The sequence below is a fragment of the Sphingomonas sp. 37zxx genome, from assembly GCF_000786205.1.
GTDB lineage: Bacteria > Pseudomonadota > Alphaproteobacteria > Sphingomonadales > Sphingomonadaceae > Sphingomonas.
In genome coordinates this window covers 1-23,323 of the sequence record NZ_JROH01000018.1, presented here as the reverse complement: position 1 = coordinate 23,323, position 23,323 = coordinate 1, and the positions used below count along the sequence as shown (strand labels likewise).

The 23,323-nt window shown below is 64.3% G+C and carries 18 protein-coding genes; 11 read left to right on the top strand and 7 right to left on the bottom strand.

The genetic code is table 11. The features are described from left to right. The first annotated feature begins 10 nt into the window (after positions 1 to 10). The 4 genes from QU44_RS09515 to QU44_RS09500 all read left to right on the top strand — a co-directional run bounded on the left by QU44_RS09515 (position 11) and on the right by QU44_RS09500 (position 6,681). Positions 11 to 616 carry a TlpA family protein disulfide reductase gene (locus QU44_RS09515; RefSeq protein ID WP_331377451.1) on the top strand — a complete coding sequence of 202 codons (606 nt, stop codon included), beginning with the start codon at positions 11 to 13 and terminating at the stop codon, positions 614 to 616. A gap of 233 nt (positions 617 to 849) precedes the next feature. Beyond that, positions 850 to 1,995 (top strand): efflux RND transporter periplasmic adaptor subunit, encoded by a 1,146-nt coding sequence (locus QU44_RS09510; RefSeq protein ID WP_443018084.1) that lies wholly within the window; start codon positions 850 to 852, stop codon positions 1,993 to 1,995. 7 nt (positions 1,996 to 2,002) lie between these two features. Then, positions 2,003 to 5,218 carry an efflux RND transporter permease subunit gene (locus tag QU44_RS09505; protein ID WP_033921822.1) on the top strand — a complete coding sequence of 1,072 codons (3,216 nt, stop codon included), beginning with the start codon at positions 2,003 to 2,005 and terminating at the stop codon, positions 5,216 to 5,218. Next, a complete protein-coding gene (locus QU44_RS09500; RefSeq protein ID WP_033921821.1) occupies positions 5,215 to 6,681 on the top strand; it encodes an efflux transporter outer membrane subunit in 1,467 nt (488 codons plus the stop codon). Before QU44_RS09505 ends, QU44_RS09500 begins: the two co-directional genes overlap by 4 nt. Before the next feature lie 5 nt (positions 6,682 to 6,686). On the opposite strand, the gene QU44_RS09495 is transcribed toward QU44_RS09500, so the two are convergent. Next, positions 6,687 to 7,595 carry a LysR family transcriptional regulator gene (locus QU44_RS09495; protein WP_033921888.1) on the bottom strand — a complete coding sequence of 303 codons (909 nt, stop codon included), beginning with the start codon at positions 7,593 to 7,595 and terminating at the stop codon, positions 6,687 to 6,689. A gap of 130 nt (positions 7,596 to 7,725) precedes the next feature. Between QU44_RS09495 and QU44_RS09490 the strand changes: the two genes are divergently transcribed. The 3 genes from QU44_RS09490 to QU44_RS09480 are packed head-to-tail and all read left to right on the top strand — an operon-like array spanning position 7,726 to position 10,739. Further along, positions 7,726 to 8,628 carry a VOC family protein gene (locus QU44_RS09490; RefSeq protein WP_033921819.1) on the top strand — a complete coding sequence of 301 codons (903 nt, stop codon included), beginning with the start codon at positions 7,726 to 7,728 and terminating at the stop codon, positions 8,626 to 8,628. Positions 8,629 to 8,631: 3 nt separating this feature from the next. After that, a complete protein-coding gene (locus QU44_RS09485) occupies positions 8,632 to 9,789 on the top strand; it encodes an alpha/beta hydrolase family protein (protein ID WP_033921818.1) in 1,158 nt (385 codons plus the stop codon). Beyond that, on the top strand, positions 9,789 to 10,739 hold the full coding sequence (locus tag QU44_RS09480) for a fumarylacetoacetate hydrolase family protein (protein ID WP_033921816.1): 951 nt from the start codon (positions 9,789 to 9,791) through the stop codon (positions 10,737 to 10,739). The genes QU44_RS09485 and QU44_RS09480 overlap by 1 nt, the downstream gene beginning before the upstream one ends. Here the strand turns inward: QU44_RS09480 and QU44_RS09475 are convergent. The 6 genes from QU44_RS09475 to QU44_RS09450 form a co-directional block, all read right to left on the bottom strand. Continuing rightward, positions 10,736 to 11,509 (bottom strand): SDR family NAD(P)-dependent oxidoreductase, encoded by a 774-nt coding sequence (locus tag QU44_RS09475; protein ID WP_033921886.1) that lies wholly within the window; start codon positions 11,507 to 11,509, stop codon positions 10,736 to 10,738. The genes QU44_RS09480 and QU44_RS09475 overlap by 4 nt on opposite strands. Further along, positions 11,496 to 12,386 carry an NAD-dependent epimerase/dehydratase family protein gene (locus tag QU44_RS09470; RefSeq protein WP_033921815.1) on the bottom strand — a complete coding sequence of 297 codons (891 nt, stop codon included), beginning with the start codon at positions 12,384 to 12,386 and terminating at the stop codon, positions 11,496 to 11,498. Before QU44_RS09470 ends, QU44_RS09475 begins: the two co-directional genes overlap by 14 nt. Beyond that, entirely contained in the window at positions 12,386 to 12,952 is a 567-nt protein-coding gene (locus QU44_RS09465) for a cupin domain-containing protein (RefSeq protein WP_033921813.1), read from the bottom strand. Before QU44_RS09465 ends, QU44_RS09470 begins: the two co-directional genes overlap by 1 nt. After that, a complete protein-coding gene (locus QU44_RS09460) occupies positions 12,949 to 14,157 on the bottom strand; it encodes an MFS transporter (protein ID WP_052134581.1) in 1,209 nt (402 codons plus the stop codon). The genes QU44_RS09465 and QU44_RS09460 overlap by 4 nt, the downstream gene beginning before the upstream one ends. Beyond that, complete coding sequence (locus QU44_RS09455) at positions 14,154 to 15,269, bottom strand: FAD-dependent oxidoreductase (RefSeq protein WP_033921812.1); 1,116 nt, start codon at positions 15,267 to 15,269, stop codon at positions 14,154 to 14,156. Before QU44_RS09455 ends, QU44_RS09460 begins: the two co-directional genes overlap by 4 nt. A gap of 65 nt (positions 15,270 to 15,334) precedes the next feature. Then, a complete protein-coding gene (locus QU44_RS09450) occupies positions 15,335 to 17,665 on the bottom strand; it encodes a TonB-dependent receptor (protein ID WP_033921811.1) in 2,331 nt (776 codons plus the stop codon). A gap of 115 nt (positions 17,666 to 17,780) precedes the next feature. On the opposite strand from QU44_RS09450, the gene QU44_RS09445 reads away from it, so the two are divergent. The 4 genes from QU44_RS09445 to QU44_RS09430 all read left to right on the top strand — a co-directional run bounded on the left by QU44_RS09445 (position 17,781) and on the right by QU44_RS09430 (position 23,040). Beyond that, positions 17,781 to 18,698, top strand: coding sequence for a LysR family transcriptional regulator (locus tag QU44_RS09445; protein WP_033921810.1), 918 nt, complete (start codon positions 17,781 to 17,783; stop codon positions 18,696 to 18,698). A 391-nt stretch (positions 18,699 to 19,089) separates the two neighbouring features. Continuing rightward, a complete protein-coding gene (locus tag QU44_RS09440; protein WP_197054285.1) occupies positions 19,090 to 21,126 on the top strand; it encodes a TonB-dependent receptor in 2,037 nt (678 codons plus the stop codon). A 52-nt stretch (positions 21,127 to 21,178) separates the two neighbouring features. Next, a complete protein-coding gene (locus QU44_RS09435; protein ID WP_033921882.1) occupies positions 21,179 to 21,424 on the top strand; it encodes a hypothetical protein in 246 nt (81 codons plus the stop codon). A gap of 14 nt (positions 21,425 to 21,438) precedes the next feature. Then, positions 21,439 to 23,040: a PepSY-associated TM helix domain-containing protein gene (locus tag QU44_RS09430; RefSeq protein WP_033921808.1), complete on the top strand. Its 1,602-nt coding sequence runs from the start codon at positions 21,439 to 21,441 to the stop codon at positions 23,038 to 23,040. The last annotated feature ends 283 nt before the right edge of the window (positions 23,041 to 23,323 follow it).

Below are 23,323 nucleotides of genomic sequence, written 5' to 3'. Positions count from 1 at the left end.
GGAACTGTCCGTGCGTCCAACTATCGCGCTTCTCCTTGGCCTGGGCCTGCTCGCTGGCGGCTGCGATAGGCAAGACGGCGAAGCGGAGCAAGCAAACAGCGCCGCTGCCGCCAACACCGTCGCCGCCGCTCCTGCCGCCGCCCCTGCGATGGCGGGTGCCGACGAAGCGATCGGCATGCTCGATCGCAGCCACAAGGGCGAAGCAGCGCCCGATTTCGCCTTTGCCGATGCCAAGGGGGTCAAGACCACGCTTGCCGCGTTCGCGGGGAAACCCGTGCTGCTGAACCTGTGGGCGACCTGGTGTGCCCCTTGCGTCAAGGAAATGCCGACGCTCGACGCGCTGGCGCAGCGCGAGGGCGATGCGCTGAAGGTGCTGACGATCAGCCAGGATCTCGACGGGCCGACCAAGGTGGTGCCCTATTTCGAAAAGGCCGGATTCAAGGCGATCGAGGCCTGGACCGACCCCGATCTTCGCTTCTCGGTCGGGCTGGGTGCCAATTTGCCTACGACGATCCTCTATGATGCGGCGGGCAAGGAAGTGTGGCGGATGACCGGCAGCATGGACTGGTCGAACAGCGCCGTGAAACAACTGATTGCGGAAGCTGGCGCGGCCTAAGACACCGTGGCGGCAACAGCCGGCACCGCCGATCGCATGAGCGACACGCTGGCCGTATTGCGCGACGCAGCAAAAAGCGTAACAAAGGATCGAAATCGGAACGTTACCGTAAAATAATTGGTTGTTTGGCTGATTTATCGCGGCTTCATCCTCGCCAGGCGGGGGCGAGGCAGTCACCCTTTCCTTTCGTGCGAGACCTGCCGTTGCATCGTAAAATCGCATGCCTCGTTCCCGTGCTTTGCCTGCTTGCCGCCTGCGGGGGCGGTGCCGACGATGCCGCCGCAAAGGCCAAGGGCAAGGGCACGCCCGAAGTCGGCGTGGTCACATTGCAGGCCGAACAGGTGCCGCTGACCACCGAACTCGCCGGTCGTGCCGCCGCGTTCGAGACTTCGGACGTTCGCCCTCAGGTTTCTGGGGTGATCAAGGCGCGATTGTTCACCGAAGGCAGCATCGTCCGCCAGGGGCAGACGCTCTACCGGGTCGATCCCAGCATCTATCAGGCGGCGGTGGCCGAGGCCGAGGCGAACCTTGCCAGCGCCCAGGCCAATCTGACCGCGCAATCGGCACGCGCCGACCGCTTCCGCCCGCTCGCCGAGATCGAAGCGGTGTCGAAACAGGAATATACCGACGCACAGGCCGCCGCGCGGCAGGCAGCGGCAGTGGTGCAGCAACAGCGCGCCTTGCTCGAAACCGCCCGGATCAACCTGCGCTTCACCGATGTGCCGGCACCGATCACCGGCCGGATCGGCCGCAGCATCGCCACCACCGGCGCGCTGGTGACCGCCAACCAGGCCGAGGCGCTGACGATGATTCAGCGGCTCGATCCGATCTTCGTCGATATTCAGCAATCGAGCGCCGACCTGCTCGCGCTTCGCCGCGCGCTGGCGACCGACAACACCATTCCCTCGACCGCCGAAGTCCGCCTCCGGCTCGAGGACGGCAGCGATTATGGCCAGGTCGGCACGCTGCAATTCGCCGAGGCGATGGTCGATCCCGAAACCGGCGCGGTGACGCTGCGCGCGCGCTTCCCCAATCCGCAAGGGTTGCTGCTGCCGGGCATGTATGTCCGCGCGCGCTTCAGCCAGGCTACCGCGCGGCGCGCGATCCTGGTGCCACAGGCGGGCATTTCGCGCGATGCGCGCGGCAATGCGACGGTGATGGTGGTAGGTGCCGATAACAAGGCCGAGCGGCGCAACGTTCGCGCCGAACAGACGGTGGGCGACAAATGGCTGGTCACCGCCGGGGTGGAGGTTGGCGACCGGGTGATCGTCGAAGGGCTGGGCCGAGCGCAGGCTGGCCAGCCGGTACGCCCGGTGCCGGCAGGTTCGCCCGCACAGGTTGGTCCGCAGGGCACAGGCGCCGCCAAGGCCGGGAACTGAACGCGCCATGATCTCGCGGATTTTCATCGATCGCCCGATCTTCGCCTGGGTGATCTCGATCGTCATCATGCTCGCCGGGCTCGGCGGCATCCTGTCGCTGCCGATCGAACAATATCCCGACATCGCCCCGCCCGAGGTGAACATCCGCGCCAATTATCCCGGCGCATCGGCGGAAATCCTCGAATCCTCGGTCACCCAGGTGATCGAACAGCAGATGACCGGCATTGACGGGCTGATCTATTTCTCGTCGCAATCGAGTTCGGCGGGATCGGTCACCGTCACCGTCACCTTCGAAAAGGGCATCGACCCCGACATCGCCCAGGTGCAGGTGCAGAACAAGGTGCAGCAGGCACTACCCCGGCTGCCGCAACAGGTGCAGCAACAGGGCCTGACCGTCACCAAATCGAACGCCGATTTCCTGCTGGTCGTCTCGGTCTATGACGAAACGAACCGCACCACCAACATCGACGTGTCGGACTTTCTGGTGTCCAATCTTCAGGACCGGATCGGCCGCGTTCCGGGCGTCGGCGACGTCAACGTCTTTGGCACCCAATATGCGATGCGGATCTGGCTGAACCCGTTCAGCCTGTCGGGGTTCAACCTGGTTCCAGCCGACGTGATCGCAGCGATCGAGGCCCAGAACACCCAGGTTGCCGCCGGCCAGATCGGCGCGCTGCCGTCGCTGCCCGGGCAAATGCTCAACGCCACCGTCACCGCCAAATCGCGGCTGACATCGCCCGACCAATTCGAACAGATCATCGTCAAGACCCAGACCGACGGGTCCAAAGTGCTGCTGAAGGATGTCGCGCGGGTCGAGCTGGGGTCGGAGAATTACAACACGATCAGCCGGCTGAACGGTCATCCGGGTGCCGGTATCGCGGTGCAGCTGGCCCCCGGTGCCGATGCGCTCGAAACCGCCGAACTGGTGAAGGCAGAGGTCGAACGCCAGTCGGCGAGCTTCCCCGATGGGTATAAATACGCCTATCCCAATGACTCGACGACCTTCATCAAATTGTCGGTCGAAGAGGTGGTCAAGACACTGATCGAGGCGATCGTCCTCGTCGTCATCGTCATGTTCGTGTTCCTGCAAAGTTGGCGCGCGACGCTGATCCCCGCCATCGCGGTGCCGGTGGTGTTGCTCGGCACCTTTGGCGTGCTGGCGATCTTTGGCTTCACCATCAACACGCTCACCCTGTTCGGCCTCGTCCTGTCGATCGGCCTGCTGGTCGACGATGCGATCGTGGTGGTCGAGAATGTCGAGCGCGTGATGGAGGAAAACCCCGAGCTTTCCCCGCGCCAGGCGACGATCCAGTCGATGAGCGAGATTCAGACCGCATTGATCGCAATCGGGCTGGTGCTGTCGGCGGTGTTCGCGCCGATGGCGTTCTTCGGCGGGTCGGTCGGCGAGATTTATCGCCAGTTCTCGATCACCGTCATTTCCTCGATGCTGCTGTCGGTGGTGGTGGCGCTGGTCCTCACCCCCGCGCTGACCTCAACCTTGCTGAAACGCCCAAGCGACCACCACCAGCCCAAGACGCGCATTGGCCGCTTCGGGCGGCGCATGGGCGACAAGTTCAATCGCGGCTTCGACCGGGCATCGGACAAATATCGCAACGGCGTGCGCTGGGTGCTTGGACGCCGGATCATGGCGCTGGTGGTCTATGCCGGCCTTTGCGTCGCGCTGGCGCTGCTGTTCGTCGGTTTGCCCACCAGCTTCCTGCCGACCGAGGATCAGGGCCGCGCGCAGATCCAATATACCCTGCCCCCCGGCGCCACCAGCGAGCGGACGCTGGCGGCGGCGCTGGAGATCGAGAAATATTTCCTCGGGCCGGCGGGGGCCAATGTCGATGTGGTATATACCATCGTCGGATCGGGACCGGGCGGCGCGGGCCAGAATGTCGGGCGCGGTTTCGTCAGCCTTGCCCCCTGGAGCGAGCGCAAGGGCGCCGAAAACGCCGCAGCCGCGATCACCCGGCGCGCGACCCAGGATTTGTCCACCCTGCGTGATGTCGAATTCTTTGCCACCAACCCGCCCCCGGTGCGCGGTCTGGGTCAGGCGGGCGGATTCACGATGCAATTGCTCAACACCGGCGGGCTGGACCGCGAAACCTTCCGCGCGCGCCGTGACGCGCTGCTGACGGCGGCACGCAATGATCCGTTGCTGACGGCAATCCGCCAGAACGAACTCGCCGATGTCCCGACGTTGGAAGTGGTGATCGACCAGGCACGCGCCGGCGCGCTGGGGCTGAACCCCGGCCAAGTCGATGCGACGCTGTCGGCGGCCTGGGGCGGCGTCTATGTCAATGATTTCGTCGATCGCGGGCGGGTGAAGCGCGTATTCGTGCAGGGCGACGCCCCCTATCGCGCGCGGCCCGAGGATCTCACCAACTGGTTCGTTCGCGGGGCCAATAACCAGATGGCCCCCTTCTCGTCCTTCGCCGAAACCCGCTGGTCGACCGCGCCCACCACGCTCGGTCGCTTCCAGGGCCAGCCAAGCTACCAGATCCAGGGCGAGCCCGCTCCCGGCGAAAGCTCGGGCGCGGCGATGGAGCGGATGATGGAGTTTGCCGCCGAGCTGCCCGGCGTCTCGGTCGAATGGTCGGGCCTGTCGTATCAGGAACGGATTTCGGGCGGCCAGGCGCCGCTGTTGTACGGGCTGTCGCTGCTGGTCGTGTTTCTGTGCCTGGCGGCGCTGTACGAAAGCTGGTCGGTGCCGTTTTCGGTGATGCTGGTCATTCCGCTGGGGCTACTGGGGGCGGCGCTGGCGGTGTGGCTGCGCGGGCTGGAAAATGACGTGTATTTCCAGGTCGGCCTGCTCACCACCATGGGGCTGTCGGCCAAGAACGCGATCCTGATCGTCGAATTCGCCGAACAGGCCGAACGCGAGGGGGCATCGCCCGTCGAAGCATCGCTGCAAGCCGCCAAGCTTCGCCTTCGCCCGATCCTGATGACCAGCTTCGCCTTCATCTTCGGCGTGGTGCCGCTGGCGATCTCGACCGGGGCGGGTGCCGCCAGCCGAGTCGCGATCGGTACCGCGGTGATCGGCGGCATGATCGCGGCGACCGTGCTCGCGATCTTCTTCGTGCCGCTATTCTACGTCATGGTGCGAAAGCTGTTCGGCGGCAAAGTGCATGGCCATCCCGAAAGCGTCAGCGAAAAGCACAAGGCCGAAACCCTGAAAACGCCCGAAGGCGACGACGGTCGGGGGCCGGTGACCGCATGAAAACCCGCCTGATCCTGGCTGCGATGCTGTTGCCGGTCGCCGGATGCAGCCTAGAGCCACGCTACGAACGGCCAAGCCCCACCGTGCCGGGTCAATTCCCGGTGGGCGGCCCCTATCCCGCGCTGCCGCCAAGCGGCGCGCAGCCGGTGCGCTACACCGACATCTTCCGCGATCCCCGATTGCAGACGATCATCGGCCGCGCGCTGGCGAACAACCAGAATTTGCAGGTGGCGCTGGCCAATGTCCGCTCGGCACGCGGCCAGTTGCGCATCGGTCGCGTCAATCTGTTGCCTTCGCTCGACGGATCGGGCGGAGCGTCGCTGGCGCGAAACCGGGGCGCGGCGCAGGGCTTTGGCGGCGGCGGCAGCATTACCGAAATCTACAACGCGCAGGTTGGCCTGACCGCGTTCGAGATCGACCTGTTCGGGCGGGTCCGATCGACCGCCAATGCCGCACTCAACGAATATCTCGCGACCGAAGCGGGCGTGCGCGCGGCGCGGCTGACCTTGGTCGCCGAAACCGCCAGCGCCTATTATACGCTCGCCACCGATCGCAGCCTGCTCGCCATCGCCGAGGAAACATTGGTCAGCGCCCAGCGCTCGGTCGACCTCACGCGCGCGCGGCTGCAAGGCGGCATCATCGCGCGCACCGATTTGCGTCAGGCCGAAACCATTCTGCAACAGGCGCGCGCCGATCGCGCCGATCTGACCGCAGTGGTGGCGCAGGATCGCAACGCGCTGCAATTGCTGGTCGGCGCACCGGTGACCGACGCCGAGCTGCCGCAATCGATCGAAACCGCCGACAGCCTGCTCGCCGAACTGCCGGTGGACGTCGATTCGCGCATATTGCTGGCCCGCCCCGATGTGGTGCGCGCCGAATATGTGCTGCGCGCGGCCAATGCCCGGATCGGCGTCGCCCGCGCCCAGTTTTTCCCGGCGATCAGCCTGACCGGCGTAACCGGCTTTGCCAGCAACGCGCTTGGGTCGCTGTTCACCAATCGCGCCTTTACCTATAATGGCGGTGCCGATCTGAACGTGCCGCTGTTCGATGGCGGCTTCAACCGGGGCAATCTCGAAACGACGCAGGCGCAGCGCGACATCGCGATCGCGCAATATCGCCTGGCGATCCAGACCGCGTTTCGCGAAGTGTCCGACGCGCTGGCGCGGCGCGGCGTGGTGGCTGAACAATATGCCGCGCAACTGGCGTTGCAGGAAGCAGCCGCCGACACCTTCCGCCTGTCCGACGCCCGCTATCGCGAGGGGATAGACGGCTTCCTCACCACGCTCGACGCGCAGCGCACGCTATACACCGCGCGCCGCTCGCTCGCCCTCACCCGGCTGGTACGCGCCGACAATCTGGTGACGCTATACCGCACCCTGGGCGGCGCAGACCTGGTGCCAGAGGCATCGATCGCGCCACCCGAACCCCCACGCGGCAGTGAAGCGTTGCGCGGGGCACGCTGACGAGGTCAGGTCGGGTCGCTAGCCCGCGTCCGGATGGTGTCGATCAGCCAGCGCAGGCCGGGATCGTTGGCGCGGGTGACATGATATTGCGCCATCTCGACCAGTTTCGGGATCGCGACCGGCGGCGGCGCGGCGGCGATGGCGAAACTGCGCGCCATCAGCGTGAACAGCCGCCCCTGCATCAGCGTCAGCCAGTTGGTTTCCTGCAACAGCCAGGGCAGCATCGCAAAGCTCGGCACCGTCATCGCCACCCGTCTTTGGATGCCGATCCGGTCGAGATAGGCGTCGCCGAAGCTCGGCAACCGCTCCTCGCCGATCGCGACCAGCACATGATCGTGCGCCAGCATCACCTCGCGCGACGCACCCGCCGCCAATGCCGGGTGCCCGATCCGCCCGACCAGCCGATACTCATCTTCCAGCAGAATGTCCGAAGGCAACGCCTGCGTGGCATAGGGCTCGAGCGTGATGAGCAGGTCGATGCCGCCACTGTCGAGCAATTCGATCCGCCGCTGGCTGGGCAGCAACAATTCGATCCGCACCCCCGGCGCGACTTCGGCCAGGCGGGTGATGATCGGGAACAGCACCGCGGTGGCGATGTAATCGGATGCCATCACGCGGAACGTGCGGCTCGACGTGGCGGGATCGAAATGGCGCGACGTCGCGACCACGCCCTCCATCGTCGCCAGCGCCGCCTGCACTTGCGGCAACAGCGTTTCAGCGAACGGCGTCGGATACATCCGCTTGTTATGCGCGATCAGCAATTCGTCGCCGAAAAAGCTGCGCAACCGCGCCAGCGCATTGCTCATCGCCGGCTGGCTAAGGTTCACCCGCTCGGCCGCGCGCGACACGCTGCGGCTTTCCATGATCGCCTCGAACGCGACCAGCAGGTTCAGGTCGAGGCCTTTGAAACGCACGCGCGGCTCCATTCACATGATGGATCGATATACATCCAATCAATCACTTTTTCAACGCCGCGCACAGGCTCTAGACGCAGCCCCATAGGGTCGGTGCACAGCCGGCATTCATTCAGGGAGCAGGACCGCCATGAGCCGCGTCACCGAAATCCGCTATGTCGGCTATGCCGTCGCCGATCTCGAAGCCGAACAGACATTCTACCGCGACGTTTGGGGGCTCAAGCAAGTCGCCGACCAGGACGGCATGCTCTATTTCGCCGCCGAGGGGCATGCCGAACATCACGTCGTTCGCCTCCGCCAGGCCGAGCAAAAGCGCATCGACGTCATCGCCCTCGCCACCGACAGCCGCAGCGACGTCGAGGCGCTGCACGACAAGGTTGTGGCGGCGGGCTGCACGATCATTTTCGCGCCGCGCGACCTGGCGACGCCGGGCGGCGGCTATGGCTTCCGCTTCTTCTCGAAAGACGGGCTGCCGTTCGAGATTTCGAGCGATGTCGCCCCCGGCACTGCGCGCCAAATGGTGCGCTGGGACGCGGTGCCGCAAAAGATCAGCCACATCGTGCTGCATTCGCCCGACCACAAGGCGATGGTACAGTTCTTCGTCGATGTGCTGGGCCTGCGCGTCAGCGACTGGCTGGGCGACTTCATGTGCTTCCTGCGGTGCAATTCGGCACACCATCGGCTGGCGCTGTTGCCGGGGCCGGCGTGTCTCAACCACGTCGCCTATGACATGCTGACGCTCGACGACATGATGCGCGGGATCAGCCGCCTGCGGAAGATGGGGACCAACATCCTGTGGGGTCCGGGTCGCCACACCGCCGGCGACAATACGTTCAGCTATTTCACCACGCCCAACGGCTTCGCGGTCGAATACACTTCCGAACTCGAACATGTCGATTTCGAAAGCCATGTCGACAAGGTCCATGTGCCCGGCCCCACCGTGATGGACCAATGGGGCATCGGCGTCGGCGGCCCGCAGACGATGCCGCATCCACAGGCCGATGCCGGCCTGTTCACGCCGGTGGAGGCATAAATCATGGCGTTGTTCGAATATTTCCCCAATTACATCTGGAACCTGTCGGTCGCGATCGCGCTCGAAAGCGGCGGAAAGATCGGCGAGATCGTCGATATGTGCCAGCCGATCCGCGATGCCGCCGCGAACGGTGCCGATGCCGGCACGCCGCAGTTCATGGCGCAATGGGTGGCGATGGCCGATCGCCTGATCGACCTGGCGAACGAGGATGACTCAGCCGGCCGCAGCTTTTCCGCGTCGGACAAGCTCGAACGGGCGGCCCTCTATCTGTTCATCGCCGAACGGATGCAGGGGCATGGCCATCCCGGTCGCCACGAAACCTATGCCAAGGCGCGCGCCGCGTTCGACCGTTCGACCGGTCTTGGCGCGATCAACCGCGAGCGGGTCGAAATCCCGCTCGCAACCGGCACGATGCCCGCCCTTTTCACGCGGGCAAAGGGTCCGGGGCAGCACCCGGTGGTCGTCTATTGCAACGGCCTCGATAGCTGCAAGGAGCTGCTCTACTGGTCGCGCCTGCCCGAGGCGCTGGCACGGCGCGGCGTATCGACCCTCAGCGTCGACCAGCCCGGCAGCGGCGAGGCGCTGCGGCTGCAGCACCTGCCCGTCGATCCCCACAGCGAAAGCTGGGCGGGCAAGGCGATCGACTGGCTGGAGACTCAGCCCGATGTCGATCGCACGCGGATCGGCATGACGGGTATCTCGCTCGGCGGCCATTTCGCGCCGCGCGCGGTCGCCTATGAACCCCGCTTCGCCAGCGGTGCCTGCTGGGGTGCCAACCACAATTGGGCCGAGGTGCAGCAAAAGCGGCTGAAACGCGAAGGCGAAAATCCGGTGCCGCATTATTGGGCGCATGTGATGTGGGCGTTCGGTGCCACCGACATGGACGATTTCCTGGCCAAGGCGAACGACATGAACCTGAACGGCCATATGGACGGCGTGAAGGTGCCGTTCCTGGTCACGCATGGTGCCAGGGATCGCCAGATCAGCGTCGATTACGCGCATGATTGCTACGACCAGCTGGTCAATTCGCCGCGCCGCGAGCTGAAGCTGTTCACCGATCGCGAAGGCGGCGTCGAGCATGTCGGGGCCGACAATATGAGCTTTGGCTGCGATTACATCGCCGACTGGTTCGCCGACACGCTGGGCGGGCGTACCGCGTGATGCGGCTGGCGACGCTGAAGCGTGGCGGGCGGGACGGCACGCTGGTTGCGGTCGACGCCGATGGCACGCGGGTCGCGCCGGTCACGGGCTATCCGACGCTACAATCCGCGCTCGACGATTGGGACGCGGCGCAGCCTGCCCTGCGCGCCGCGGTCGCGGCGGCTTCGTCGGGTGAGCGCGTGGCGGCGGACGCCTTCGCCGCGCCGCTGCCGCGCGCGTGGCAGTGGCTCGACGGATCGGCCTTTCCCAATCACGGCGCATTGATGCAGCGGGCGTTCAACCACGCCCCGATCGAAACCACCCTGCCACTGATGTACCAGGGGATGAGCCACCAGTTCATCTCCCCCACCGACGATGTGCCGATGCCGAGCGAAGCCGACGGGATCGATTTCGAGGGCGAGTTCGGCATCATCACCGGCGACGTGCCGATGGGCTGCCCGGCGGATCAGGCGCTGGCGCATATCCGCCTGATCGTGCTGATCAACGACTGGTCGCTTCGCGCGATCGCGCCGGTCGAGATGAAGACCGGGTTCGGCTGGGTCCAGGCCAAGCCCGCATGCAGCGCCGCACCGTTTGCGGTGACGCCCGAAACGCTGGGCGGGGCATGGCGCAATGGCCGTGTCTGCCTGCCGCTGACGGTCGAGGTCGACGGCACCTGGTTCGGCCATCCCAATGGCGCGGCGATGGAATATGGCTTCCACGATCTGATCGCACACGCCGCCCGGTCACGCTCGCTGCCCGCGGGCACGATCATCGGGTCGGGGACGGTGTCCAATCCCGAGCACGACACGGTCGGATCGACCTGCCTGTCCGAACGCCGCGCGATCGAGATGATCGCCGGCGGCACGCCGAAAACCCCGTTCCTGTCGTTCGGTGCCCGAGTCACGATGCGCGCAGGCGAAGGGGATTCGCCGTTCGGGGTGATCGATCAGCGGGTCGTGGCGGGTTAATTCCCGTCCGACACCGTCGTCCCGCCATCGACGACGATCGTCTGCCCCGTCGTGAACCCGCCGGCATCGCTGGCAAGGTATAGCGCGGTGGCGGCGACCTCTTGCGGGGTGCCGGCACGGCGCAGCGGGGTCAGCCCCAGCCGCCGGTCGGCACGCTCGGGGCTCGACAGGATCGCCTCGGCCCAGTCGGTGGCGATCAGCCCCGGCGCGATGGCGTTCGCGCGGACCCCCGATGGTCCCCATTCGACGCTAAGGTTGCGCGCCAACTGCGCGATCCCCGCCTTGGTGATACCATAATGCCCCAGCCGCGCATTGCCGCGCAGCCCGGCGATGCTCGACAACAGCACGATGCTGCCCCGCCCGCGCGCCGCCATGCGCGGGGCGATCGCTGCGGTCAGCCGGATCGGGTGGAGCAGGTTGATCGCGTATAGTTGCTCGCGCTCGGCTTCGCTCACCGCGTGCATCGCTGCGACCGGCCCCGCGATACCCGCGTTACAGACCAGGATGTCGATCCCCCCGCTTCGCTCCTCCGCCGCATCGGCCAGCCGCGCCAGGGCGGCTGCATCGGCCACGTCGGTCGGCAGCGAGATCGCGCCGAGCGAGGCGGCGAGCGCGTCGCATTCGGCGGCGTCGCGATCCGCCAGCACCAGCCGCGCGCCAGCCCCGGCGAACAATCGGGCGATCGCCAGGCCGATCCCGTGCACCGGCCCGGTGACGAGCGCGGTCCGACCGTCGAGCCGAAACCCCGCGAGCGGGTCAGATGTCGGCAAGGGCGGTCTCGACCAGTTGCGCCAGCGTGCCGTCATGCGCAAACCCCAGCGCGTCGGCGCGCGGCGTGGCGAGCGGCGGATAGCTGCCGAACATCCGGCGGGTGGCGGCGTCCTCGGCATGATCGATGCCGCCCACATCGCCATGCCGCGCGAGTTCGGCGATGAGGTCGCCGATCCGCACCCGCAAAGCCGGCAGCGTCACCGCCGCCTGTGCGCTATCGGGGCCAAGCGCCGCAGCGACGAGGTTCGCGGCGCAGGTGCGCGCCGACATCAGCCAGCTGGTCGCGTCGGCGGCGGCCGGCAGGGTGTAGCGCCGCCCCTGGCGCGCGGCATGGAATACGTCGCTCAGGAACGCCGAGCCAAAGCCGTTCCCAGCCGCCGGGCGAGCGACGATGCCCGGCAGCCGCAGCACCATTCCCGCAACCGCCGCGCGCCGAACTGCATCGGCAAAGGCAAGCTCGACCATCGCCTTGTGCGTGCCATAGACGCTCGCCGGACGAACCGGCGTCATGTCGTCGACCGGCTCGGCCAGGGCGTGGCCGAACACCGCGATCGAGCCAGCGATCACCAGCCGCCGCCCCGCCATCCCGTCGATCAGCGCCAGCGGCACGTCTAGGTTGATCGCGCGCGATGCCGCGGCATCCTGCTCCGCCGCGCCACCGGGCAGCGCCGCCAGATGAATGACGACGTCGCTTCGGTCACAGATCGCGCGCAGGAATCCCGCGTCGGTCAGGTCGCCGGTCAGCGTCGGTGCCACTCCTGCCCGGTCGAACGCGCGATCGACCAGCAACAGTGCAACCTCGGGATGCTGGGTCGCCAGCCGCGCCGCCACCGCGCGACCGACAAAGCCCGCCGCGCCGGTGATCGCGACCCGCATCAGCGCTGGAGTTCGGGCTCGAACGCGCCGTCGATCAGGATGAAGGCGATCCGGCAATTGCGGTCGGAGCGGTTCGACCAGCCATGATTGGTGCCGCGCTGGATCACGATGTCGCCGGCGCGAACGGTCGTCTCGCCCTCGTCCATGATCAGCACCAACTCGCCCTCCAGCACAATGCCATAATCGATCGTTTCGGTACGGTGCATCAGCGCGTGGCGCGTGCCGCTGCCGGTGTGCGCCGACGCATCGCCCGCGCCGATCTCGGCGAAATGCAGCCGTGCCTCTTCGGGAGACATGGTGCGGATCTCATCGCTTTCGGGCGGGATGTCGAGCACGCGGATTCGCGTGCCGCCCTTGGGCGGGGCAAGCTTGATGCCGTCCTCATGCGGCTCGCCCGATGCCGCGTCGATCGACACCGGCGTGGCCTGGGTGTTCCAGATTTCGTGGAACATCGGACCCGACGGGCCGCCCACCTGCTGCACGCGCGGTGCCGCGCCATCGTCCTGGATGATCGCCAGGCCGGCGGCGTTATGGCCGGTGACTACGCGGCGGACTGGCTTGGTCATGAACGAACTCCTTGGGGATAGGGGGTGGCGCGCGCCGGGCGCAGCAAGGCGACCCCGGCGGCCAGGGCCGCAGCGGCGGCGAAGAAGATGAAGGTGCCGCTCAACCCGCCGAGCAGCCCGGCCAGCGCGGCGGCGGTGATCGGGGCGACGAATTGCGCCAGGAAGAATGCGCCGGTCCACACCCCCGTCCCGCGACCGCGCGTCTCGGGCGGCAGGCGGCGCAAGACCCAGGCGAGCATCGTCGGCAGCATGATACCATTGCCGATACAGATGACGACCGCAGCCGCGGCGGTCACGTAAAAGCTGGTCGACAGCGCGACCCCGACATAGCCGATCGCCACCAGCGGCAGTCCCAGGCCCAGCAGCCGCTGGCCGGGCCATGCCTTCAACCGCCCGAACGTCATCGACCCCAGCATCACGCCAAGGTTCGCCGCCGCTCCGGCAAGCCCGATCAGCGCGGGCGAAGTCACGCCGGTCGCCTCGATCACCGGACCGAGCTGGACGATGATCGTGTAGAACGACAGCCCGACGCCGAACGTGATCGCGACCAGCCCGGCAATCCCGCGCGTCACCGGCGCGGCGAGCGCAGCCGCCGACCTGGCCTCGATGCGCGAAGGTTCGAACAGGATGAGGGCGGCGGCGAGCGCGACCGGCAGCGCGAGCAGGTACAGCCAGAACGGCCCGCGCGATCCCAGCGCCTCGCCCAGCGCCCCCCCGGCGGCGATCAGCACGATCGCGCTGACACTGGCGGTCGCGATCTGGATCGCCACCCATTTCTCGCGTCTTTCGCCCTCGAAATAATCGCCGACCAGCGCGGTCGCGACGGTCATGATGATCGCCTCGGTCACCCCCAGCAGGATGCGCACGCCCAGGATAGCATACAGGTCCTGCAGCAACAGCGGCAGCAGGCCGAACCCGGCATAGCCGATCAGCGCGCCGATCAGCAGCCGCTTGCGCCCGACCCGGTCGGACATCCAGCCCGCCAGCGGCGAAAACAGCGCAACGCACAGCGCCGGCACGGTCAGCGCCATCGGCACCAGCACCGCCGAGCCGGGCACTGCGGCGAATTCGCGCAGCAGCAGCGGCAGGACCGGCACCAGCGCGATGATCGCCATCGTCGGCATTACGGCGGTCAGCATCAGCACGACACCGTGCCGGGTGGATGCCAGCCCGGGCGTGCAGGCGGCGGAGCGCTGGCCGGTCATATCGGCTTGGCCACCATGTCGAACATCTCGTGCGTCGCCTTGGCATTGTCGACCGGCGGCCCCTTGCCGATCTGGCCCATGCAGATCGCGATGCTCGAGTGCACAATATAGGCGCAGCGGTCGAACCGGCGGTCGCGATAGGCGGTCAGCGCGGCCTCGACGTCGTCGTGCCGGTCGAGTTCGTCGGCAAGCACCAGACTATCCTCGATCGCCATCCCGGCGCCCTGCCCCAGATGCGGGGTGGTCGCGTGGACCGCGTCGCCGAGCAGCGCCACCCGCCCGCGATGCCACGGCCCCTCGATCAGCAGCGCCTCGAGCGGGCGATAGACCACGCCGTCATCGTCGGTGACCTGCTCCGAAAGCTCGCGGATCAGCGGCGCGCAACCCGCCATCTTTTCGCGCATCTTCGCGGCCAGCCCCTCGCGCGGATAGCGCGGATTGTCGGGTTCGGGGGTGGTGACATAGATGTACATCAGCTCGGGCGAGATCGGCACCAGCCCGACGCCGGTCGGGCCGTTATACGCATGCAGCGCATCGAGGTCGGCGGGCCGTGGCAGATTGTAGCGCCACACCGCCTGGCCGGTATATGCCGGACGCGGTGCTTCGGGAAAGATCAGCTCGCGCACTTGCGAATAGACCCCGTCTGCGCCGATCACCAGGTCGAACCGCTCGCGCCGTCCGTTCGACAGCGTCACATCGACGCCGTCGCCATCATCGACGATCTGCGTCGCGGTGACGCCCAGCACCACCTCGGCACCCGCGCCGATGGTGCGATCGCCCAGCAATTTATGCAGCGCGCGGCGGCCGATGCCCATATTGGCCGGATAGCCGTCGACCAGGCGCGGGGTCGGCACGCGCGCCACCCGCATGCCATTGGGCGCATAGATTTCGACCGCGTCAAAGCCGACGCCGGTCGAGACATATTCGTCGATCAGCCCCAGTTGCGCCATCGCGCGGATGACGTTCGACTGCTGGATGATGCCGACGCCATAGACCGACCATTCGGGATCGCGTTCGATGACGGTGACGGCGAATCCGCGCGAACAAAGGCCAATAGCGGCGGTCAAACCACCAATGCCGCCGCCGATGATGAGGATGGATTGTGGACGCATCTATTGGACTTTCACAAAGTGCATGCGGCGGCAGGCCGGCATGCGCCCGGCCCGCCACCTCGCCATCAGAAGTTAAACCCGACGCGAACGCCATAGGTGCGCGGCGGACGTAGCGTGCCGACGGGGAAGTCGAGGATCGGGCGCGTGCCGGCGCGGGCCAGCACTTCCTCGTCGGTGATGTTGTTGATGAACCCGGTCAGGTTCCACCCGCCACGGCTCTCCAGCGTCAGGAACGCATCCGCCATCGCGAAGCCATCCTGCTTCTGGTCCTCGCGGTAATTGGCGTCAAGGAAGCGGCTGCTTTCGATATTACCGCGCGCGCCGGCGATCAGCGACAGGTCGCCGGTCAGTTCGAACGTCCGCTCATAGCCAAGGTTGAGCGCCCAGTTCGGCGAATTGACCGTCGGCTTGCCCGAACAGTCGATGTCGAAGAAGCGCGCGGCATTGACGCCGGGGTTGGCGGCCCGGCTGCCCAGCGTCCGGCACCCGGTGGTTACCGGCGCGCCCGTCGGCGAAAAATTCGACGTTTGCAGGCTGTCATATTTGCCGTTCAGATATTGGACGTTGAGATTGAACAGATCGCTGCGGCTGGGGGCGAACCGCGCCTCGAACTCGGCACCATAGATGCGCGACTTGCCCGCGTTGACGGTGACCGATCCCTGGCCGAACAGCCCGTTGCCGGTGGGGACGCCGCCGATATGGGTGATCTGCTGGTCGCGATAGTCCCAATAAAATGCCTCGACATTCAGCTGCAATTTGTTGCCGAAGAACCGGTTCTTCGCGCCGACGGTGTACGCGGTCAGCGTTTCGGGGTCGAAGGTGTTGTTGGGCGGCTGTGCGACGAAGAAGCCGCCCGATTTGAACCCGGTCGCGACATTGGCATAGACCAGCGACGCCGGCCCGGCATCGAGCTCGACCCCGGCCTTCCAGGTGAACTTCTCGAAGCTCAGATTGCCGGTGAACGGCGCGCTCAGCGGCGGCTCCACCGGGCGCGGCAGGCCGCCCGACGCGGTCGAGGTGAATTGCCGCTTGTCCTCGCCAGTATAGCGTCCGCCGGCGACCAGCCGCAGCGCGCTCGTCACGTCGAACGTCAACTGGCCGAACGCGGCGACGCTTTCGGTGTTGAGCCGCGGCGTGAATCGCGTCGTCGAAATAGTGCCCTGGCGGAAGAAGTTTTCGGTCGCCTGGTTTTCGCCGAAATAGAAACCACCGATGACATATCGCAGCCGCTGCCCCTCGTTCGATGCCAGCCGCACTTCGATCGACGACTGTTCGGCAAGGTCGGAAAAGTCGCCGGCAAAGCCCGGCAGATAGGTGCGGAACTTCACGTCCGAACGACGCCACGCCGGGATGACTGTCAGCGTGCCGAATCCCGTATCGCCGACCACGGTGGCGCTGACGCCGAAGAATTCATTGTCGAGGAACCCGTCGGTCCCGGCCTGCGCCACGCAGCCGCTGGTGATGAAGCCGCCAAGGCCGCCGCAGAAGGGCGGGGCGAACAAGGTGGCGGCATAACTGCTGATCGCAGCGCGCGCGCGCGGGTCGGAAACGCTGACGCGATCCTCCAGCGGCGGAACCGCGAAACTGGCGTTGGGCAGCAGCACCGCGCCGGCACCCTTGCCATGCTGGCGATAATAATCGGCGACCAGCGTGGCCGACCACATCGCCGATGGCTCGATCAACAGCGATGCACGCACCGCCTCGCCCTTGTCGTCGTCATAGCCGTCGGAGATATAGCCATCGCGATCGACGACCTGCGCGGCGACCCGCAGCGCAACGACGTTGCCGATCGGCACGTTCAGCGCCAGGAAACCCTTCTTGCTGTCGTAATTGCCATATTCGAACAGCCCCTCGCCGCTGAATTCGCCCAGGATCGGGGCTTTCGGCAGGACGTTGATCGCGCCGCCGGTGGCGTTGCGGCCATATAAAGTGCCCTGCGGCCCCTTGACCACTTCGACGCGCTGAAGGTCGTAGAACGCCCCCGCCGGCGCGGTCGGCCGGCCGACATAGACACCGTTGAAATTATACGCGACGGCGTTTTCCGAAAAGCTGTTCTGCGAATTGGTACCGACGCCGCGCAGGAAAAAGCTGGTGGTCCCGCCGGTTGGCTGCACCACCAGCGATGGCACCAGCTTGCCGAGATTGGCGGTTTCGGTGATGCCCGACCGGGCCAGATCGTCGCCGGTTACCGCCGATACCGCGACCGCCGCGCGCTGCAGCGATTCCGATCGGCGCTGTGCCGTCACGATGATGTCGGCAAGGCCCGTTTCGGCCTCCGCCTGCTCGCCCGCCTGCGATGAATCTTCTTGCGGGGCTGTGGATGCCTCCTGGGCATGGGCAGTCTGTCCGCCCAAAGCCAAGATTGCGGTGGCCCCCGCCAATAACGCTCGTTTCATGCTTTCCTCCCCATAAACCGCTTCTCCGAGCGCTCTGTGTTATGGAGAGTGACAATTCCTCGACCATAGGCATAACGATTTGTTTTGATGCAAAACCACAAATGGAATTGATGGAATGCGGCTGGATCAGTTTGATTTGAACTTGCTCGTTGCCTTCGACATGCTGCTCGAGGAACGGAGCGTGACGCGGGCGGCGGAGCGGTTGCACCTGACTCAATCGGCGATGAGCGCCGCGCTCAAGCGCCTGCGCGAAGCCTTTGCCGACGACATATTGGTGCAGCACGGCAAGCGGATGTTGCCAACGCCGGGTGCGCTGTCGCTGGCGCCCCAGGTTTCGGCGGCGGTGCTGAACCTGCGCGGTATCCTGGCCAGCGGCATGCGGTTTGACCCATCGCAATCGCGGCGCTGTTTCCGCATCGTCGCGTCGGACTATATCACGTTGGTGCTGATCAGCCCGCTGCTGCGGTCGCTGCAACGCGAAGCGCCGGGTATCCAGGTCGAGATCACCTTGCCGCGATCGGACAATCTGGAACAGTTGGACGATGGCGAGATCGACCTGATCATTTCGCCCGAGCAGTTTCTCGACCCCTACCATCCGCGCGAACTGGTGTTGGAGGAGCGGCATGTCGTCGTCGGATGCGCCACCAATCCCGCGCTGCAAAAGCCGCTGGATGCCGAAACCTTTTACAATAGCGGGCACGTCGTTGTCAGCGTCTCGCGCGATGGCACCTTCATCGATAACTTTTTGCGCGGGATGCCCGAACAGCGCCGGATCGAGGTGATCTGCGCGGCCTTCACGCAGGTGCCCTGGATGCTGCCTGGCACCACCCGCCTGGCGCTGATGCACGAACGGCTGGCCCGCGAACTCGCGCCGCAACTGTCGCTCGTGATACGCCAGCCCCCCTTCGCGTTGCCGATCATGCGCGAGATGATGCAGTTTCACAGCGCCCGCGCCGCCGACCGGGGGCTATCCTGGCTGCGCGAACGGATCATCGCGATGATGAATACCGAGCAGACGGCGCCATCAGCCTGACCGCGCTACCAGCGATTGGGCCGGCATCGAGATCGGGTGTTTTTGGAAGCCGGCAGCGGCTCATAGCTGCTCGCGCGATACGCCGGTGCTCCCTCGGTGGTGACCCAGCGTGGGGTCGGGGCGGTTGCCGCGGCGCGCAACCCCTCACGGCCCGCGACCCGCGCGATTGCGGGGCACTCGATCAAACCGGCAGCGGGATCAGTCGGTCAAGCCCAAGGTTACAGCATAATTTGCAATTTCACTAATGCGAATGAGTTGCAGTGCGAATGATTGTCATTTAGAGAGCTGCCTGAGCTGCGGATCCGTGTCCGCGGTAGCAGGGGCAACAATCTCAATGACATTTACGCCGTGCATTCGGAGGCATATCCGGTTCGGGGGCATTGCCGCCTGCGTGATAGCGCTTTCCTTGCCTTCAAGCGCATTCGCGCAAACTGAAAGTGAAAGCTCGGAGACCCCCGCCGGAGAGATAATTGTCACAGGGACAAAGCGTGGCGATTCGCTGCAGGACACCGCCCAGAGCGTGACCGTACTCCGCGCTGATGATACCACCGGATTTCTCCAAACCTTTGATGCCTTCACCCGCGTTCCAAACGTGACCATCGTGCGCGATGGTATCTTGCCCACAGTCCGAGGTCTTGACGGCAACGGAACGGCGCAAGGCGGCGGGGGCGCGGTGACAGGCTCGAACCCACGGTTCACGTCTTATATTGATGGCGTGGCGCGGACCTACAGCGCTGTGCCTGATGGTTTCGGCGGACTCTGGGACATCAGCCAGATCGAAATCCTGCGCGGCTCTCAGTCGACCACCTTTGGCCAGAACTCGCTGGCAGGGGCGCTGGTGCAGGTCACCAATGACCCGAAGTTTACTAACGAGGCTGCAATTCAGGCCGGCATTCGCAGCGGAGGGACAACCCTGAACGGCGCTGCGATGGTCAATCTTGCGCTCAGTGACAATCTGGCTGTGCGCGTAACCGGCCAGGATGTGCGCGGCAGCAGCTTTGTCGACTTCTCCACCAGTGGAGGAACTGGCCTGACTGCTGAAGACCGTGAGCAATTGTCGGACGAACGGTTCTCAAACTACCGCGCCAAGGTTCTGTTTGCGCCGACGGAACAAACGTCACTGCTCTTTGCGGCCAACCTTGAACGCAGCCGCCGCGCCTATCCCAATGATCAGGTTTCCCTGTCCAATGCGTCATTCTCCCTCAATGGCCCAATCACCTTCGTCGAGAATGAAAACTCCGTTCTTTCGCTGACTTTGAACCATGAATTCAGCCCCAAATGGTCGGTCGAGGCAGTGGTTTCGCGGCAGACGTCGATTTCCGAATTCACGCCGCCATCGGTCGGATCACCGGATCCAGCGCAGTATCTCGACTTCACGTTCGACGTTGAGCAATGGGCCTTCGAGCCCAAGCTCATCTACCGCGATCAGCAAACCCGCACCCGCTTTCTTGCAGGGGCCTATCTGCTGGATCGCCAGCGGACCGATCTGGGCGCTCCCGGCTCTTCCTTTGTGCTTGCAGCAGACGATGAGGTGCGCAGCATTTCGGTCTTTGCCGATGCCACCATCGAGCTTTCGCGCAGTTTTGATCTGTTGGTCGGGGGACGCTATATCGAAGACAGTCAGACCCGTGTTTTCTCGGGATTTGGCGGATTCTTTGGCTTTGACTTCGACCGCACCGACAGGCTGTTTCTGCCCAAACTTGGGATGACACTGCATGTTTCGGACGACGCATCACTCAGCCTGACCGGTTATCGCGGCTACACGGCAGGCGGCGGCGGTGTGAGCTTTGTGACCCGCACACCCTACAGCTTCGATCGCGAAATCTCGGACACAATTGAATTTGCTGCCCGCACTTCCTGGCTGGATGGGCGGCTGATCATCAACGCCAACGCATTCTACAGTGAGTTGGAAGATCAGCAGAACTTTGCGACCGGCCCCGCCGGCCCTAACGATTCGATCATTCTCAATCTCGCGCGTTCTCAATCGGCCGGTCTTGAATTTGATGTCAGTTACGCACTGGCTGACACGGGCCGGATCGGCGCTGCCATCGGTTTGCTTGAGACCGAGATCACCGACTTTGGCAGTGCCGCCAATGATACATTCAATGGAAATGACTTTGCCCAGGCTCCCGGCATGACTGCGAATGTCTATGGCAATATTGAAGTATTGGACGAGTTGACGCTGGGCGGAAATGTCGAATATTCAGCTGCCCGGTTCTCGGCATTCGATAATTTGCCCGAAGATAGGCTTGGCAGCTTCGTGCTGGCAAATGTCAATGCGCGCTATCGCATCAGAGGTATCACGATCGAGGGCTACGTAAACAATCTGTTCGACCGGGTTGTTGATAGCCAGCGTTCCTTCAGCTTTGGTGTACGCAATGTTCGTCGCCCACGTACATTTGGGTTGAACGTGACAGCAGGGTTTTAATCCGATGTTCCCAGAAGGTCGCATAGTGGTGTCGCCGCGCACGGCATTGATCATGCGCTGGATCATGGCAGGCCCGCTGACCCTGATCGCAGCCACCGTGACAATGGCTGCAACCCCGCTGTGGTGGCCCAAAGGCGCTGCTGGGATCGATAATCTGGTGTTCGCGATCCTATTGTTCCCGGCGTTTTGGGGGCTCTATGTGTTCTATTCGCTCATTGACGCCAAAGTGGTTCGAGCACTGATCGTCATTATGGCCGCTATCGCAATCAATATCAGCCTGATCTATCTTAATTTCTGAAGAGGAGGCACGCGATGAGCATGGTTGATAAGGCGACATCCAAACGCTTGCTCTCAGTGCACGGATGGTCCGGCGTTATCCTCGGCCTCTTTCTATATGTGGTGGTGATTACAGGAACCGTGGCGGTGTTGGCGCATGAAATCGGTAGCTGGTCAGTCAGTCGCACCAACGACGCTGCATTCAGCCAACCACTCGATTCCCGCGTCAAGGCCCTCGCCGCTGAAGTTGATCCAAAGTTCCGTGAGGATCTTGCAATCTATCCCAACGCAGCCGGCTCCATGGCGGTGTTCTTCCATACGCACGGAACTAATGCGGCAGGTGAACCTGATGATTTGGGGGTACGGTTCTTGCTGGAGCCCGGGACGTTGCGAGTGCTGCAGCGCGACGAAGGTTACGGGACGGAAATGCCGGGTGACCGGCAAGGCGCGCTCGAAGACTTCATCTCCACCCTGCATATCAGCTTGCATGCGCCCAATCCGATCGGCCTATACCTCACTGGCATCGCTGGGTTTGTGATGTTGTTTGCTGTGGTTTCTGGTCTGATTTTGCACCGGCACCTGATAAAGGATTTGTTTGTCGCGCCGCGCCGTTCAAGTCGCCTGCTCAATCATCGCGACCGTCATATACTCGCCGGGAGCTGGACCCTGCCATTCGGCTTTCTGCTCGCCTTTACCGGGACGTTTTTCAGTTTTGCCGGAGCGATTGGCTTGCCTATCGTAGCGATGGTCGCATTCGGCGGCGATCAGGTAAAGATGATCGAGACACTCGTGGGCGCACCGCCTCCCACTAGCTCTGCCGCAGCCCCCATGGCGAGCCTAGATACGATTTTGGCCGATTCGCGCGCCCGCTTCGGCACTGATCCTGATTTCATCAATGTCGCACATTGGGGGAAATCGGACGCGGTAGCTCAAGTGACTCATGGGCCTATTGGCTCCTCAATTAAACCTACCAACCTGATCTATGACCTGTCCACCGGCGCTTTCGTTAAAGAGAAGCCGGATATCGGTACACGCCCGTCTCTCGGAAGTGCCGTATTTGCTTGGATGGGACCGTTGCACTTCGGCCATTTTGCTGGACTTCTATCTAAAGCTATCTGGATCGCACTGGGTCTAGCCACGTGCTATGTTAGCCTGACGGGTCTGCGCCTTTGGGTCGAGCGCCGCTCCGGCTCCAGCACTTGGCGTTGGCTTCGTGATGTTATTTCTTTGGTCGCATACGGAGTTCCCGTTGCACTCGTGGGCTCAGCGGCAGGGTTCTTGTTGACGTATCCTTTGGGCGACACTGTGAGCGCAACCGCTCGGGGCTTTGTGTCTGGCCTCGTGATCGCAATGATCGTCGGCGCAGTTCAGTTGTGGTGCAACCGAGCTGGTCTTGACATGGCACTCAAATTACTACTCGGGCTCGGGCTCGCCAGCCTGCCACTACTGCGAATAGGTCTTGGTGGAGTGGGCTGGGCTGGCTTGCTCGGCACCGGCGTTGCCATCCCTTTGGTGATCGATCTGGCAATGCTAACCGCTGGAGGCCTTTTTCTCGTGCAACTAGTAATCGGCACTCGGTCATATTTGATGGGCGAGCTAAACACGGAGACCGATGCCGAACTTGAGGCGGCGGAATGACGACCTTGTTCGCATTCGCAATAACCTTTGGGATCAGTATTTCAGGTCTCGTTTATCTAATCGCCATCGATCCAAAGCGCAGGCGTGTTTTTGCTATCAATAGGGCATTGCGCATACCTCCAAGCAAACGTGTTGGATGGCTAGTCGTCATACTCCCGGCTGTAGTGCTCGCTTTGTCGGGTCAAATCAGTGCAATGTTGGCGTGGTTTGGGGCTGTAACAGTGGGTGCCTGGCTGCTTGCGAGCCGTTATCCGCGCTAGTGGTCCGATTCTGACATTTGCTA